We start from the raw sequence: 15,079 nt of genomic DNA on the forward strand, positions 1-15,079 counted from the left end.
GCACGACGCCCGGGCGGATCCGGCGACGCTCCCCCGACGGCTACGCCTCCGGTGTCCCTCTCGCGCCGATCGCGGTGCCGGAGTCCTGGGTGTCCCCGGGCCGGCGCGGCACGGGCAGCGCCGGGGCGGCTCCCCTGGGAGCAGCGGGACCGCCGACGGCACGACGGCGCCGCGCGTCCACACTCCGGGTCCACGTGAGCCGACCGTCGGACCGCCCGCCGCGCCCCATCGGGACAGCGGTCCGCAGGCGGAGGCGCGCCGGGCCCGGTGCGCCCCCGCCGTGCGGGCTCAGCCCGTCGGTTCCGCCGGTGCCCCCGCGGCGGCCCGGGCCGCCTCGTAGGCCTCGACCGCCCGCTGCAGGTCGGCCAGCGCCTGACCCTGCGCCGCGAAGTCGCCGTTGCGCTGGGCGTCCTCGAGCCGCTGCAGCGCCGCGTCGACGTCCCGGACTGCCTGGTCGAGCTCCGGCGTCGTCGTCCCGCCGTCGGTCGGCGGGGTCGTCGGGTCCGCCGGTGCCGAGGGGTCGGCGGGCTCCGTCGGGGTCGCCGGCTCCTGCTCGTCGGGGGTGGCCCCCGCGTCGTCGGAGTCGGTGGCGGTGTCGCCGGCCCCGGCGCCGAAGACCTGGTCGAGGGCGTCGGAGAGGGTGTCGGCGTACCCGACCCGCCCGCCGTAGTTGACCAGCACCTTGCGCAGCAGCGGGAAGGAGTTCTCCCCGGTCCCCTCCACGTAGAGCGGCTGCACGTAGAGCAGGCCGTTGGCGCCGATCGGCAGGGTGAGCAGGTTGCCGAACACCGCCTGCGAGTCCTCGCTGTTGAACAGCGTCAGGTCACGCGCGACCTCGTCGTTGGTGTTGAACGACTGCTGCACCTGCTGGGGCCCGCGGAACGGGGTGTTGCCCGGCAGCCGGAGCACCTGGATCTCGCCGTAGGTGTCCGGGTCGCTCGACGCGGAGACGAACGCCGAGAGGTTCTGCCGGCGGAACGCGTTGAGCGCGCTGGTCAGCTGGAACGTCGGGTCCGGCTCGCCGGGCCGTGCGGCCAGGATGTAGTAGGGCGGCTGGGCCTCGTCGGCCGCCGTCGCCTCCTGCGACTGGGTGGGGTCGGCCGGCACCGCCCACCGGTCGTTCTGGCTGTAGAAGTCGCTCGGGTTGCTCACGTGGTACCGGGTGAGGATGTCGCGCTGCAGCTTGAACAGGTCCTCCGGGTACCGGACGTGGCTGACGAGTTCCTCGCTCATCGACTCCCGCGGCTCAACGACGCCCGGGAAGGCGGCCGTGTAGGCCTTGAGGACGGGGTCCTGCTCGTCCCACTCGTAGAGCGTCACAGTGCCGTCGTAGGCGTCGACGGTGGCCTTGACCGAGTTGCGGATGTAGTTGAACTGCTCGTTGGGCAGCGCGGCCGTCCCGGTGCCGGTGAGCGCGTCCGTCGCGGCCTCCCCCAGCTCCATCCGCTCGGAGTAGGGGTAGGCGTCCGAGGTCGTGTAGCCGTCGAGGATCCACACCACCCGCCCGTCGATCACCGCCGGGTACGGGTCGCCGTCGACCTCGAGGAACGGCGCGGCCTTCTCCACCCGCTGCCGCGGGTCGCGGACGTAGAGCACCTTGGAGGCGTCGTTGACCGCGCCCGAGAGCAGGAAGTTGCGCTCCCGGTAGTAGATGGCGAAGGTCAGCTGCCGGAAGAAGCTGCCGATCGCGACGCCGCCCTCGCCGCTGTAGGTGTTGTTGACCTCGCCCTCGGAGCCGTCCTCGGGCCGGTCGAACTCCCGGGGGGTAGCGCCCTCCGGTGCGCCGACCACCGAGTAGTCCTCGATGAGCTCGCCGTAGTAGATGCGCGCCTGCTCGACGTCGATGTCGCCGACGGTGGGCAGGTCGCGGCTGGTGAAGTTCGGCTCGCCACCCTCCTGGCCGGTGACCACCTGGTTGGCGGGCGCCGCCACGAAGCCGTTGCCGTGCGTGTAGACGGTGTGCCGGTTGATCCAGGTGTCCTGGTTCTCCGAGAGGCTGTTGCTGTCGAGCTCGCGGACGGCGACGACGTAGTCGCGGGTCTCCCCGTCGACCGTGTACCGGTCGATGTCGAGCTTCTCGGGGAAGCCGTAGACGTTGCGGATCTGCTGGCGCGCGGTGAACGTGCCGGCCAGCACGTTCGGGTCGAGCAGCCGGGCGTTGGGGATGGTCGCGTCGTCGGCGCGCAGCTCGGCCAGCGCCGCGTCGGTGTCGACCTCGTCACCGGTGTTCTGCTGCGCGAAGTCGACGTAGTCGACGTCCTCGTCGGTGAGCCCGTAGGCGTCCCGGGTCGAGGCGATGGCCCGCTCGATGTAGTCCGCCTCGCGCTCGTTGGCGCTGGGGCGGACGACGAACTGCTGCACGATCGCCGGGTAGGCCACGCCGATGACCAGGCTCGACAGCAGCAGCAGCACCAGGGCGGCGGCCGGCAGCCGGAAGTTGCGGACGACGACGTTGGCGAAGAACGCGATCGCGCAGAACGCCGCGGCGAAGACCAGGATCGTCTTGGCCGGCAGCAGCGCGTTGACGTCGGTGTAGCTCGCCCCGCTGAACAACTCGCCCCGGTCGGAGTAGACGAGGTCGTACCGGTCGAACCAGTAGGCGACCGCCTTCAGCGCCACGAACAGGCCCAGCAGCACCGACAGCTGCACCATCGCCGCGCCGGTGAGCTTCTGCCCCGGCGTCTGCAGCCGGAGGCCCCCGAACACGTAGTGGGTGAGCACCGAGCCGATCAGCGCCAGGATCACGATGGCGAAGCCGAAGCCCAGCAGCAGCCGGTAGAAGGGGTACTCGAAGACGAAGAACGACAGGTCCAGCCCGAACTGGGGGTCGGTCCGGCCGAAGGGCACCGCGTTGCGGAAGGTCAGCCAGGTCTCCCAGCTGCCCTGCGCGGTGAAGCCGGCGAACAGGCCCACGACGACGGCGACGGCGGTGAGCACCAGGGTGCGGCGCGGCTCCAGCGACTGCCGGTAGCGCTCCAGGTTCTGCTGCTCCAGCGACATCGGCCGGAACGCCGGGCGGAACCGGTAGGCCAGGTACACCGCCAGCGCGGTCAGCCCGCCGGTGGCCACGCCGGCCACGGCGAACAGCAGCGCGCGGGTCTGGAGCTCGGTCCAGAACACCTCGGTGAACCCGGTCTCGTCGAACCACAGGTAGTCGACGTAGACGTTGGTCAGGGTGCCGATGGCCGTGAACAGCACCAGCAGCACGGCGACGGACCCGATGACGACCTTCGCCCGCCGCGACAACGTCGGCACGGACACGGGGGGCCGCATGGCCACGAGCGGTCTCCTTCAGTTGCGGTGCGACGCCACACCCGGAGGGGTGCCACGCCGCGATGGGGCGACCGCGTGCGGTCGGACGGACGTCGTCACCGACGCCGGCACCGGCCCGTGCGTCGGCCGGTGTCGCCCCGACCAACGACCGGCGCGGCACCGGGTTCCCGCGGGCCTCCGTGCTGCCCGACAGCTTCCCCCACTCCGGGGGGTCCGTGACGGGCGGTCGGCACGAGCGGGGTCAGCAGCCCTGGGGCGTGCGGCCCTCGCGGAGGTCCTCGAGGGCGGTCAGGGCGTCGTCGAGGTCGGCCACCCGGGCCAGGGTCAGCCCGGTGGCCGGTGAGCCGAGCGCGTCGGCGCAGTTGTCGGCCGGCACGAGGAACAGCTCGGCACCGATGTCCTCGGCGGCGACCATCTTCAGCTGGATGCCCCCGATGGGACCCACGGTGCCGTCGGCCGCGATCGTGCCGCTGCCGGCGATCACCGCGCCCTCGGTGAGGTCGGTGTCGCCCACCAGGTCGAGGATCCCGAGGGTGAGCATGAGGCCGGCGGAGGGGCCGCCGACGTCGGCGACGTCGATGTCGACGTCGAAGGGGGCCCAGGGCTGCTCGCGCACCAGGACGCCGAGCACCGACCCCTCGCGCTCGGGCGCGCTCGTCGTCGTCACGGTCGCGGTGCCCGGTTCCCCGAGGCGGGTGTAGGCCACCTCCACGTCGGCGCCGACCGGGATCGCGGCGAGGACGTCGGCCAGCGTCGCGGAGTCCGGCGTGGGCCGCCCGTCGACCGACTCGATGGCGTCGCCCTCCTCGAGCAGGCCCTCGGAGGGCGAGTCGTCGCCGGACACCCCGCGGACGACGACCTTCACCGGGTAGCCGAGCTCGCCCAGCGCCGCGGCCTCGGCGGACTCCTCGGAGGTGAGGAAGGCCTGCCGGTTGGCCTGCTCGATCTCCTCCTCGGTGCGGTCGGGCGGGTAGACCGACTCCTCCGGGACGACGCTGATCTCGTCGTCGAACCAGCCGCGGACGGCCTCGACCAGGCTCAGGCCGGCCCGGCCGACGCCGACGGTGGTCAGCTCCAGGCTGCCGCTGACGTCGTTGCGCTCGCGCCCGCGCACGCCGATGACCGGGTCGCCGTCGATCTCGCCGAGGGTGTTGAACGTGGGGCCGGGCACCTGGGCCACGTAGGGCACCGGGAGGGCGGCGCCCAGGACGCCGGCGACGAGCAGCAGCACCACACCGACGGCGAGGACGGCGATCCGACGGGTCACGACCGGCCAGCCTATGTGCTCGGACCGCGAGCGTCCGCCGAGAGCGGACAGCCGGGGCGCCGATCCGACCGCGACCGGGTGATCACGCGTCTACCGTGGGGTGCATGAGCGACCTGCCGTTCGGCTTCGGGCTGCCCGACCGCGACCCCGAGCGCCGCGACCAGCCCGGCTCGAACGACCCGTTCGGCCTCGGTGCGCTGTTCGGCGCCGGCGGCGCGGGTGCCGGCACGCCCGAGGAGCTGCTGGGCAAGATGCCGCTGTTCGCCGAGCTGCAGAAGCTGATGACCTGGTCGGGCGGCCCGGTGAACTGGGACCTCGCCCGGCAGGGCGCGATCAGCACGCTGGCCACCGGTACCCAGCCGACGTCGGAGGCCGAGCGCGCCGCCGTCACCGAGGCGCTGCGGCTGGCCGACCTGTGGCTGGACCAGGCGACCGACCTGCCCTCGGGCGTCGACCGCGCCCTCGCCTGGTCCCGGGTGGAGTGGGTCGAGCAGACGCTGCCCGCCTGGTCGGCGCTGATCGACCCGCTGGCCGAGAAGGTCGTCGCCGCGATGACCAGCGCGCTGCCGCAGGAGGCCATGGCGATGGCCGGCCCGCTGGCCGGGATCATGGGCCGGATGGGCGGGCTGATGTTCGGCGCCCAGGTCGGCCAGGCGATGGGCCGGCTGGCCGGGGAGGTCCTCACCGGCACCGAGGTGGGCCTGCCGCTCGCCCCCGCGGGCTCCGGCGTGCTCGTGCCGCAGAACGTCGCCGCCTTCGCCGAGGGCCTCGACCGCCCCGCCGACGAGGTGCGGCTGTTCCTGGCGCTGCGCGAGGCGGCGTCGCTGCGGCTGTTCGCCCACGTCCCGTGGCTGCGCCAGCAGCTGCACGACGCCGTCCACGCCTACGCCCGCGGCATCACCATCGACCGCGAGGCCATCGAGCGCGGGCTCAACGACGCCATGGGCTCGATGGGCGGCGGCTTCGACCCGTCGAACCCCGAGGCCATCCAGGAGCTCCTCGGCAGCGGGCTGCTCGAGCCGGAGGAGACCCCGGAGCAGCAGATGGCGCTGCGCCGGCTGGAGACGCTGCTGGCCCTGGTCGAGGGGTGGGTCGACGCCGTCGTCGCGGCCGCCGCCGGTGAGCGGCTGCCCGGCCACGGGGCGCTGGCCGAGACGATGCGCCGCCGGCGCGCCTCCGGGGGGCCGGCCGAGCAGACCTTCGCCACGCTGGTCGGCCTGCAGCTGCGGCCGCGCCGGCTGCGCGACGCAGCGACCGTGTGGGGCGCGATGGCCCAGCAGCACGGCACCGCGGCCCGCGACCGCCTGTGGTCACACCCCGACCTGCTGCCCACCTCCGACGACCTCGACGAGCCGCTGGACTTCGTCGCCCGTCAGGGGGTCGACGACGAGCTGCGGCGGCTCACGGCCGAGGCCGGGGAGCCGGACGCCCCGTCCGACGAGGACCGGCCCGGCGACGCGGAGGGCAGCGGCCGCTAGGACGGCCCCCTGCAGGGTCCCGCCGCGAGCCTGCGAGTGGCGGGGGGCAGGGGGTCCTTCGTCAGTCGACCAGGTCGCCCTCGTCGGCGTCCGCGGGCTCCGCGCCGTCGGCGCGGGCGGTCTCGACGCCCTCCAGGAAGCCGCGGGCGCGCTCGGCCCGCGGATAGCGGGCCACCAGCGCCCAGAAGCGGGCGTCGTGGCTGGCCTCGAGCAGGTGGGCCAGCTCGTGGACCAGCACGTAGTCGACGACGTAGGCGGGCATCGTCCGGAGCCGGCTCGACAGCCGGATGCTGCCGTCGGCCGGGGTGCACGAGCCCCAGCGGCGCTGCTGGTTGTCCACCCAGCGGACGCTGGCCGGCCGCGCGGCGCCGTCGAGGTGCGCCTGCGACAGCGCCAGGGCGCGGGACATGAGCTCCTCGTCGCCGCCCATCGACCGGCGGCGGCGTTCCTCGCGGGTCTGCAGCTTGGCCACCATCTGCGCCACCCAGCGCCGCTCCTCGGCGGGGGTGAAGGCCGCGGGGATGAGCACGATCGTGCGCCCGGACTCGCGGTAGGCGGTCACCGTCCGGCGGCGGCGGGCGCTGCGGCGGACCTCGACCGGCCCGGCTGCGGTCAGGGGGCCGTGCGAGGGGTCGGGGGTCGATCCGGGCACGGGAGGACCGTAGCCAGCGGGCGGGGCCGATGCGCCCGGGGGGCGCCACCCGCTCGGGTACGAGTCGCACGGACGGTGGACAGCCCCGCCGTGAGGACGGGTCCACAGCCGCCACCGGGTATCACCGCAGGTGGCGGCTCCGTCGGGGAGGCGACACGCCGACCGGCCCCGGGCGCCGTCCCCCGCCTGCGCACAGGGACACGCCGCCGGGTCCCCACACCGCCCACAGGTCTGTCCACAGGCTGTGGGCGGACCCGTCCGGCGGGTCGGGCCGACGCGCGAGGCGGACCGGCCGGTCCGGGTAGCGTTCCCCGGGACGGCGCCCGGAGCGGGGGCCGAGCAGCCGGAGGGAGAGACACCGTGGCGGACAGCTACAACGGCTACTGCGTGAAGTGCAAGGAGAAGCGGGACTTCGACGGCGAGGTCAAGGTCAGCGAGTCCGGTCGCCGCATGGCCCAGGGCACCTGCCCGGTCTGCGGCACCAAGATGAACCGGATCCTCGGCAAGGCGTAGGGCGCTCCCACCTCCTCGACGGCGGCGTCCGCACGGCGGGCGCCGCCGTCGCCGTCCCCGGCTGTGGACAGCGGCAGCGCACCGGCGCCCTCCGCTGGCACCCTGCGCCGGTGCCCGACACCGCCCACCCACTCCTGCCGCCCGGCACGCCGCTGCTGCGCCGCGGCCCCGACACGCTCCAGGTCGGCGGGGTCGACGGCGCCGGCGCGGTGCTCACGGGGGCCGACCCGGCCGCCGTCGCCGCGGTGCTGCGCGGTCTCGACGGCCGCCGCACCCAGCGGGCCGTCCTGGCCGACGCCGCCGCGGCGGGCCTGGACCCCGGCCCGGTCGGCGCCCTCCTCGACGGGCTGCGCGGCACCGGCGCGCTGCTCGACCTCGACGCCGCCGACCTGCTCGCCTCCGACGCCGGCCCGGCCGCCGCGGCCCGCACCGCTGCCGAGCTGCCGGCCGCACGCGACGGCACCGGGGCCGCGCGCTGGCGGGCCCGGCGGGCGGCGGCGGTCGTGGTGCAGGGCGCGACGCGGGTGGGCGTGCCCCTGGCGGCGCTGCTCGGGGCCAGCGGCGTCGGCCGGGTCGCCGTCGGCGACGACGGCGTGGTCACCGCGGGCGACGCCGTCGTGGGCGGGCTGACCGCCGACGACGAGGGACGCCCGTGCGGACCGGCCGCCGCCGACGCCGTCCGCCGCGCCAGCCCGCTGACCGACCTGCGCCCCCTGCCGCCGGGCGCCTGGCCCGACCTGGTGGTGCTGTCCCGCCCGTGGTCGGCGTCCGACCCGCTCGTCGCCGGCCTGCGCGACGCCGGGGTGGCCCACCTGGTGGCGACGGTGCGCGGGGAGACCGGAGTGGTGGGACCGCTGGTCGTCCCCGGGGTCACCAGCTGCCTGCGCTGCGCCGACCTGCACCGCCGCGACGCCGACCCGCGGTGGCCGGTCCTGGCCGCCCAGCTCACCGGCGGTGCGCAGGTCCCGAGCGGGTCCACGCTCACCTGCTGGGCCACCGCCCTGGCGGCCGCGCAGCAGGTCCTGGCCTACCTCGACGGCAGCGGCAGCCCGGCCACGCTGTCGGCGGTCGTGGAGCTGCGCCCGCCGGACCTGACGCCGCGGCTGCGCCGCTGGCCGCCGCACCCGGCCTGCGGCTGCGCCGGCACGGGCGGCGCACCCGCCTCTCCCGGGTGACCGGGACCACCGTCCCGTCAGCGGTCCGTGGGTCCCCCGGAGACAATGGGGAGGTGAGCGACGACGCACCGGGGATCCCGAGGGGCTCGATCTCGCGCACCGCGCGGTTGGCCTCGCTCCCCCTAGGGGCGGCCGGTCGCGCCACGCTCGGGATCGGCAAGCGGCTGTCGGGGCAGTCCGCCGACGCCGTGAACGCCGAGCTGCAGCAGCGCACCGCCGAGCAGCTGTTCGCCGTCCTCGGCCAGCTCAAGGGCGGCGCGATGAAGCTCGGCCAGACGCTGTCGGTGTTCGAGGCCGCCGTTCCGGAGGAGGTGGCCGCGCCCTACCGCGAGGCGCTGGTCAAGCTCCAGGAGGAGGCTCCGCCGATGCCGGTGCGGACCGTGCACGCGGTGCTGTCCCAGCAGCTCGGCGGCACCTGGCGCACCCGGTTCCGCGAGTTCGACGACCAGCCGGCCGCCGCCGCGAGCATCGGCCAGGTGCACCGTGCGACCTGGCGCGACGGGCGCGACGTCGCCGTCAAGATCCAGTACCCGGGCGCGGCGACCGCCCTGATGGCCGACCTCAACCAGCTGGCCCGCTTCGCCCGGCTGTTCGCCGCGATCTTCCCGGGCCTGGACGTCAAGCCGCTGATCGCCGAGCTGCGGGCGCGGGTCATCGAGGAGCTCGACTACGGCCTGGAGGCCGACGCGCAGCGGCAGTTCGCCGCGGCGTACGCGGACGACGCGGAGATCGTGGTGCCGCGGGTGGTGGCCAGCGCGCCGAAGGTGATCGTGTCCGAGTGGCTCGAGGGCCTGCCGCTGTCGCGGGTGATCACCGACGGCACGCCGCAGCAGCGGGACCGGGCCGGTCACCTGATGGCGCAGCTGCACTTCTCGGCCCCCTCGCGGGCCCGCCTGCTGCACGCCGACCCGCACCCGGGCAACTTCCGGCTCGTCGAGGGCGACCGGCTCGGCGTCATCGACTTCGGCGCGACCGCCCGGCTGCCCGACGGGCTGCCCGAGCCGATCGGCCGGCTGGTCCGCTGGGCGCTGGAGGGCCGAGCCGAGGACGTGCTGGCCGACCTGCGGGCCGAGGGGTTCGTCCGGCCGGGCGTGGAGGTCGACGCCGCCGGGGTCCTCGACTACCTGCGGCCGATGCTCGAGCCGATCGTCAGCCACAACTTCCGGTTCACCCGCCGGTGGATGCAGGAGCAGGCCGCCCGCCTGGCCGATCCGCGCAGCGATGCCAGCCGGCTGGGCCGCCAGCTCAACCTCCCGCCGGCCTACCTGCTCATCCACCGGGTGACGATCGGGTCGATCGGTGTCCTGTGCCAGCTCGACGCGGCCGCCGACTACCGCAGCGTGCTCGAGGAGTGGCTGCCCGGCTTCACCGTCTGAGCCCGGGGACCGCCCGGCCCCGGACGGACAGGAGGCCGGGTCCCCTCCACACCGGGAGCGGAGGGGACCCGGCCTCGACCGAGGAGGGCACGTGGTGGTGCCCCGAGGTGCGCCGCGTCAGCGGACGGCGGCGCTGGCCCGCGCGGCACGCCGGCTGGCGTACTCCGCGCGGCGGGCCCACCGGCGGGCGGCCCGCAGCCGGCGCATGCGGCCGGCGGTATCGGCCTCGGCACGCAGCTCGGACAGCCGCGTGACGGCGAGGTCGTACTCGTAGCTGGTCATCTCGGTTCCTCACGGTCTCTGGTGGAACGTCTTCCGGTTTCTCGTCGGCCCCGTCCCGAGGCTCACCCCGAGCCTGCGAGGGGTGAGGAGGACGGGGTCCTTCATCAGGCCGCGACGACCTTGCGGGGACGACCCCGCGGGCGCTTGCGCGGGATGACCACACCCCGCTCGAAGATCTCGCCGCCCCAGACGCCCCAGGGCTCGCCGCGGTCGAGCGCACCGGCCAGGCAGGCGTCGCGGACCGGGCAGTCGCCGCACAGGACCTTGGCCTGCTCGAGCGCCGCGGGGCTCTCGGCGAACCAGAGGTCCGGGTCGTCGGACCCACGGCACGGCAGGGGTCGCCGCACGGGGGCCGGGGCCAGGGGCGGGTGCGGCGTCCTCGGCGGGATGCCACCGGTCCGGGGGAGCCCGGGTCGGCGGTGGGACGTCGGGCGGTCGATCGTCTGCTGCACTGCCGCTCCTCCTCGTACTCGTCGTCTGCGCGGCCGGCGGGGCCCGCCGACCGGGTGGTCGGGGCCGGGTGCCGCGGAGAAAGACGGAGGCCGCGGATCCCGGGTTCGGGTTCCGCGGCCTCGAGGAGGACCGGTCGAGCGGCTAGCTCTGCGGTCTCCCCGGGGAGTGGATCCCGAGGGTGGTGCGCTGCTGCTTGGTGGTGCTGCGGTGGGCATCGGTGCCGAGGACGCCGGTGCCGGGGACGGAGGTGCCGAACGGCGCGATGACGCCACCGGCGGTGGGCACACCGGTCCCCTGGACCGGAGCGGTGGCCGCCGCGCAGCCGGTGCCGGTCAGCTCGAGCGGCGTCGCGGTGCGGGCGACGGCGTACCGGGGACGGGCGGTGGGCACCATGCCGGTGCCGGCCGGACGCACGTCGAGGGCGCCCCAGGCGGAGACCCCGGCGGGGGCGAGAGCGAATCGCGTGTCGGTCATCGGAACCCCTCCTCCCGGGGTCGGAGCCCGGCTGTCGCACCGGGCTCGGTCTGGCGCGCCCGCGGCTGTCCGTCGGGCGCAGACAGGACAGTAGGGAAGGTCACGCGAGCGGCGCAACGCAATTAACGAGCGTGTCCCCGGGCAGGGGGACCCGGCGGTCACCGACCGTGCCGTCGGTACCGCCCGTGACCGGTCAGCCGCTGACGGTGGCCAGCACGTCCTCGCCGTAGAGGTCGAGCTTGCGGGCGCCGATACCGGGCAGCCCGGACAGCTCGCGCAGGGACGAGGGGCGAGCCTCGGCGATCGCCTGCAGCGTCGCGTCGGTGAAGACGACGTAGGCCGGCACGGAGGCGGCCTGGGCGGTGCTGCTGCGCCAGGCCCGCAGCCGCTCGAACACCTCGCCGGCCTCGCCCTCGAGGACGACCTTCGCCTTCTTGGCCCTCCGCGGCGGTGGAGGGGCCGTGGGCGTGGAGCCCGGGACCAGCCCGTCGAGGAAGCGGCTGCGCGGGCGGGCCCGCTTGGCGCCCGGGTTGCGGGCCAGCGACCACGACAGCGTCAGCTGCTCGCGGGCGCGCGTGACGGCGACGTAGAGCAGCCGCCGCTCCTCCTCGACCGCGTCGGGCCGCGACAGGGACTGCGCGATCGGCAGCACGCCGTCGACCAGCCCGACGACGAAGACCGCGTCCCACTCCAGGCCCTTGGCCGCGTGCATCGAGGCCAGCGTGACGCCCTGGACGGTGGGCGCGTGCTGCGCGTCGGCGCGCTCGGCCAGGTGGGTGACGAAGCGCGGCAGGTCGGTGGTCGGGTCCTCGGCGACGAGGTCGACGGCGAGGTCGACGAGGGCGGCCAGCGACTGCCACCGGTCGCGGGCCGCTCCCCCGGCCGGCGGGCGGTGCTCGACCCAGCCGGTGGAGGCGAGCACGTCGCGCACAGTGGGCACCAGGGCGCCCGGCTCGCTCCCGCCGGCGGCGGCGCCGCGCAGCAGGACGACCGCCTCGCGCACCTCGGGCCGCTCGAAGAACCGCTCCCCGCCCTTGAGCACGTAGGGCACCCCGGCGTCGGCCAGGGCCGACTCGTACACCTGCGACTGCGCGTTGATGCGGAACAGCACGGCGATCTCCGACGCGGGCGTCCCGGCCTCGACGAGCGCCCGGCAGGCCTGGGCGACGGCGGCGGCCTCGGTGGGCTCGTCGGGGTGCTCGAAGAACCGCGGGGCCGGGCCCTCCGCGCGCTGGCCGAGCAGCCGGAGCCCGGGCAGGCCCTTGCGCGGCGGCGCCTGGCCGATGAGCTTGTTCGCCAGCGCCACCACCTGCGGCGTCGAGCGGTAGTCGCGCTCGAGCTTGACCACCGCGGCGTCGGGATAGCGGTCGGCGAAGCCGAGCAGGTGGTCGGGGTCGGCGCCGGTGAACGAGTAGATAGTCTGGTTCGGGTCGCCGACGACGCACACGTCGGCCCGCCCGCCCAGCCACGCGTCGAGCAGCCGCTGCTGGAGCGGGTTGACGTCCTGGTACTCGTCGACGACGAAGTGCCGGTACTGCCCGCGCACCTGCCGGGCGACGTCGGGGTGCTCCTCGAGGGCGTAGGCGGTGACCAGCAGCAGGTCCTCGAAGTCGAGCACGCCGTCGCGCTGCTTGGCCGACTCGTAGGAGGCGTAGACCCGGGCGACGGTCGCGGCGTCGAAGGGCGGCTCGCGGCCGGCGGCCTGGGCCCGCTTCGGGTAGTCCTCGGGCGTGGCCAGGGTGGTCTTGGCCCACTCGATCTCGCTGGCGAGGTCGCGCAGGCTGGTCTTGTCGGTGCTCAGCCGCGCCCGGGAGGCGGCCGAGGCGACCAGGCGCAGCTTGTTCTCCACCAGCGGCGGCATCGGCCCGCCCAGCACGCGGGGGGCGAAGTAGCGCAGCTGCCGCATCGCGGCGGCGTGGAAGGTGCGGGCCTGCACACCGCCCACGCCCAGGCCGGCCAGCCGGGTCCGCAGCTCCCCCGCCGCCCGGGCGGTGAAGGTCACGGCGAGCACCTGCTCGGGCACGAACGCGCCGGCGTGCACGCCGTAGGCGATGCGGTGGGTGATCGTGCGGGTCTTGCCCGTGCCGGCGCCGGCGAGGATGCAGACCGGGCCGTCGACGGCCGAGGCCGCCTCGCGCTGCTCGTCGTCGAGGCCGGCCAGAACCGCCTCGGCGCCGGCGGACGGAGCTCCGGACCCGGGCGTGCGTCCGGGCAGGTCGGCGGTCCGCGGCATGCGGGCGTGCTCCTCGGGGACTGGGCGGGGCGGGCGGACGGCACCGAGTGTCCCAGCCGGTACCGACATCCCGCCGGGACACCCCGGCGAAGCCGGGAAGGTCCGCCCGCCGGTGTGCGTTCTGCCCCTCAGGAGTTCCGCTCCGTCCCCGACGACCCCTGGGAGGTCCCCGAGTGACTGCCGCACCCGCCGCCGTGACGATGTACACCACCACCTGGTGCGGGTACTGCGTGCGGCTCAAGAAGCTGATGCAGCGCGAGGGCATCCCGTTCGCCGAGGTCGACATCGAGCGCGACGCCGCCGCGGCCGACGTCGTCATGCAGGCCAACGGCGGCAACCGGACCGTGCCGACGCTCGTCTTCGCCGACGGCACCGCACTGACCAACCCCAGCATCGACCAGGTCCGGTCCCAGGTCGCGCAGCTGCCGGGAGCCTGACCGGCGGGTGCTGCGTGGGATGCGGGAGACGGCGGTGCATCATCGTCCCCCGGCGGATCACGACCGTGACCGCCGCCCGACCCTCGGCCGCCGGGCCGCCCACCTCGCGGGAGCTGCCGTCGTGACCTCGGACTCCGTGCCCTCCCCCGTACCCGGACGGGCCGGGGAGCGCCCGTCGGCCGACGCGCCGTCGGTCGTCGTCGCCCGCACCGAGCGGGGCTGGCGGGTGTTCGCGCCCGGGTGCGCCCACGACGTCGACGACCTGCTCGAGGGCCTGTCCCTGGCCGACCTCCTGGCCGAGGAGCTCGACTGCCTCGCCGAGCCCGACCGCGCCGCCCGCCGGGCCGCCCGCGGGGCTCCCGGGGGTGCCGGTCCGGCCGAGGACCCGCGCGACGCCCGCATCGCCGCGCTGGAGCGCACCGTCAGCCAGCTCGAGCACGCCCTGGCCGCGCGGGTGGCCACCGAGCGCGCCATCGGCGTGCTCGCCGAGCGGCACGCCACCGCCCCCCGGTCGGCCTTCGAGGTGCTGCGCGGCCAGGCTCGGTCGCTCGGCCGGCCGGTGCACGAGCTGGCCCGCGAGGTGATGGCCACCCTCGACCGGCTGGCCGACCCCGACCCGGCCGACGCCGGCCCGGTGCTGACGCCGGTCCCCCGCCGCACCCCGGGGGGCCGCCGGGTCGAGCGCGGCTCCGTGCGGCCCGGCGGCTCGGTTCCGGCGGACGGCCGTCCCTGAGGAGCCCGGAGCCGCTCACCCCGGACGCGCTGGCCGACCGGCTGGCCGCGCTGCTCGCCGACGTCGAGCCCCTGCCCGGGGCGGCCGCGCTGCGGGTCGGCGTCGACGGTCCCGACGTCGCCGGACCGGAGGCCCTGGCCCGCGCCGTCTCCGACCGGCTGCCGGCCCTCGGCCGCCCGGCGGTCGTGGTCCCCGCCGCCGGGTTCCTCCGGCCGGCGTCCCTGCGCTTCGAGCACGGCCGCACCGACCCCGACGCGCGCTACACCGACTGGCTGGACACCGGCGCGCTCGCCCGGGAGGTCCTCGACCGGGTCGGCCCCGGCGGTCCCGGCGAGTACCTGCCGGTGCTGTGGGACGTCGACCGCGACCGCGCCGCCCGCGCCGGCTACGAGCCGATGCCGCCGCGCGGGGTGCTCCTGGTGCCCGGCGCGCTGCTGCAGGGAGCGGGGCTGGCCCTCGACGTCGTCGTCCACCTGCGGGTGGCCCCGGCCGCCCGGCGCCGGCGCTGGCCGGAGGAGCAGGCCTGGGAGCTGCCGGCCTTCGACCGCTACGACGACGAGGTCGACCCTGCCGGGCTGGCCGACGCCGTGGTGCTGGCCGACCGGCCCGGGCACCCCGCGCTGGTCCTGCAGGGGCGGTTCGGCGGCGCGCGGTGATGATCAGGTGACCTGATCCCCGGGCGTCCTCCCTCACCGTGCACCGTGAGGGAGGACGCTCCACGATCAGGGACCCT

Annotated in this window: 14 protein-coding genes; 7 read left to right on the top strand and 7 right to left on the bottom strand. The window is 75.8% G+C overall.

What is annotated here, in order from left to right:
• Positions 1–288: 288 nt before the first annotated feature.
• Entirely contained in the window at positions 289–3,273 is a 2,985-nt protein-coding gene (locus ACI79O_RS03310; protein WP_456887981.1) for a UPF0182 family membrane protein, read from the bottom strand.
• A 241-nt stretch (positions 3,274–3,514) separates the two neighbouring features.
• A complete protein-coding gene (locus ACI79O_RS03315; RefSeq protein WP_456913367.1) occupies positions 3,515–4,540 on the bottom strand; it encodes a YlbL family protein in 1,026 nt (341 codons plus the stop codon).
• 104 nt (positions 4,541–4,644) lie between these two features.
• On the opposite strand from ACI79O_RS03315, the gene ACI79O_RS03320 reads away from it, so the two are divergent.
• On the top strand, positions 4,645–6,018 hold the full coding sequence (locus ACI79O_RS03320) for a zinc-dependent metalloprotease (protein ID WP_456887922.1): 1,374 nt from the start codon (positions 4,645–4,647) through the stop codon (positions 6,016–6,018).
• Positions 6,019–6,079: 61 nt separating this feature from the next.
• On the opposite strand, the gene ACI79O_RS03325 is transcribed toward ACI79O_RS03320, so the two are convergent.
• Positions 6,080–6,670, bottom strand: coding sequence for a M48 metallopeptidase family protein (locus ACI79O_RS03325; RefSeq protein WP_456887920.1), 591 nt, complete (start codon positions 6,668–6,670; stop codon positions 6,080–6,082).
• 360 nt (positions 6,671–7,030) lie between these two features.
• On the opposite strand from ACI79O_RS03325, the gene ACI79O_RS03330 reads away from it, so the two are divergent.
• From ACI79O_RS03330 to ACI79O_RS03340, 3 genes are all read left to right on the top strand, one after another.
• Positions 7,031–7,183 (top strand): DUF5679 domain-containing protein, encoded by a 153-nt coding sequence (locus ACI79O_RS03330; protein WP_176449798.1) that lies wholly within the window; start codon positions 7,031–7,033, stop codon positions 7,181–7,183.
• 110 nt (positions 7,184–7,293) lie between these two features.
• A complete protein-coding gene (locus tag ACI79O_RS03335) occupies positions 7,294–8,358 on the top strand; it encodes a ThiF family adenylyltransferase (RefSeq protein ID WP_456887918.1) in 1,065 nt (354 codons plus the stop codon).
• 53 nt (positions 8,359–8,411) lie between these two features.
• Complete coding sequence (locus ACI79O_RS03340; RefSeq protein ID WP_456887917.1) at positions 8,412–9,734, top strand: ABC1 kinase family protein; 1,323 nt, start codon at positions 8,412–8,414, stop codon at positions 9,732–9,734.
• Between the two features lie 117 nt (positions 9,735–9,851).
• Here ACI79O_RS03340 and ACI79O_RS03345 read toward each other — a convergent pair whose 3' ends face one another.
• The 4 genes from ACI79O_RS03345 to ACI79O_RS03360 form a co-directional block, all read right to left on the bottom strand.
• Complete coding sequence (locus ACI79O_RS03345; RefSeq protein WP_456874451.1) at positions 9,852–10,016, bottom strand: hypothetical protein; 165 nt, start codon at positions 10,014–10,016, stop codon at positions 9,852–9,854.
• Between the two features lie 104 nt (positions 10,017–10,120).
• A complete protein-coding gene (locus tag ACI79O_RS03350; protein WP_456874450.1) occupies positions 10,121–10,363 on the bottom strand; it encodes a WhiB family transcriptional regulator in 243 nt (80 codons plus the stop codon).
• Between the two features lie 247 nt (positions 10,364–10,610).
• Positions 10,611–10,943 (bottom strand): hypothetical protein, encoded by a 333-nt coding sequence (locus tag ACI79O_RS03355; protein ID WP_456913368.1) that lies wholly within the window; start codon positions 10,941–10,943, stop codon positions 10,611–10,613.
• Positions 10,944–11,136: 193 nt separating this feature from the next.
• Positions 11,137–13,176 (bottom strand): ATP-dependent helicase, encoded by a 2,040-nt coding sequence (locus ACI79O_RS03360; RefSeq protein WP_456913369.1) that lies wholly within the window; start codon positions 13,174–13,176, stop codon positions 11,137–11,139.
• Positions 13,177–13,349: 173 nt separating this feature from the next.
• Between ACI79O_RS03360 and ACI79O_RS03365 the strand changes: the two genes are divergently transcribed.
• The 3 genes from ACI79O_RS03365 to ACI79O_RS03375 all read left to right on the top strand — a co-directional run bounded on the left by ACI79O_RS03365 (position 13,350) and on the right by ACI79O_RS03375 (position 15,002).
• Positions 13,350–13,613 (top strand): mycoredoxin, encoded by a 264-nt coding sequence (locus tag ACI79O_RS03365; RefSeq protein ID WP_456874447.1) that lies wholly within the window; start codon positions 13,350–13,352, stop codon positions 13,611–13,613.
• 121 nt (positions 13,614–13,734) lie between these two features.
• On the top strand, positions 13,735–14,346 hold the full coding sequence (locus ACI79O_RS03370; protein WP_456913370.1) for an ANTAR domain-containing protein: 612 nt from the start codon (positions 13,735–13,737) through the stop codon (positions 14,344–14,346).
• A 185-nt stretch (positions 14,347–14,531) separates the two neighbouring features.
• Complete coding sequence (locus tag ACI79O_RS03375) at positions 14,532–15,002, top strand: uridine kinase (RefSeq protein ID WP_456887909.1); 471 nt, start codon at positions 14,532–14,534, stop codon at positions 15,000–15,002.
• Positions 15,003–15,079 lie beyond the last annotated feature (77 nt).

Source organism: Geodermatophilus sp. SYSU D00696, from assembly GCF_054050235.1.

Excerpts from the sequence above, each read along its gene's own strand:
- ACI79O_RS03355 (WP_456913368.1), bottom strand. The coding sequence starts at position 10,943 with ATGACCGACACGCGATTCGCTCTCGCCCCCGCCGGGGTCTCCGCCTGG.
- ACI79O_RS03345 (WP_456874451.1), bottom strand. The coding sequence starts at position 10,016 with ATGACCAGCTACGAGTACGACCTCGCCGTCACGCGGCTGTCCGAGCTG.
- ACI79O_RS03360 (WP_456913369.1), bottom strand. The coding sequence starts at position 13,176 with ATGCCGCGGACCGCCGACCTGCCCGGACGCACGCCCGGGTCCGGAGCT.
- ACI79O_RS03310 (WP_456887981.1), bottom strand. The coding sequence starts at position 3,273 with ATGCGGCCCCCCGTGTCCGTGCCGACGTTGTCGCGGCGGGCGAAGGTC.
- ACI79O_RS03320 (WP_456887922.1), top strand. The coding sequence starts at position 4,645 with ATGAGCGACCTGCCGTTCGGCTTCGGGCTGCCCGACCGCGACCCCGAG.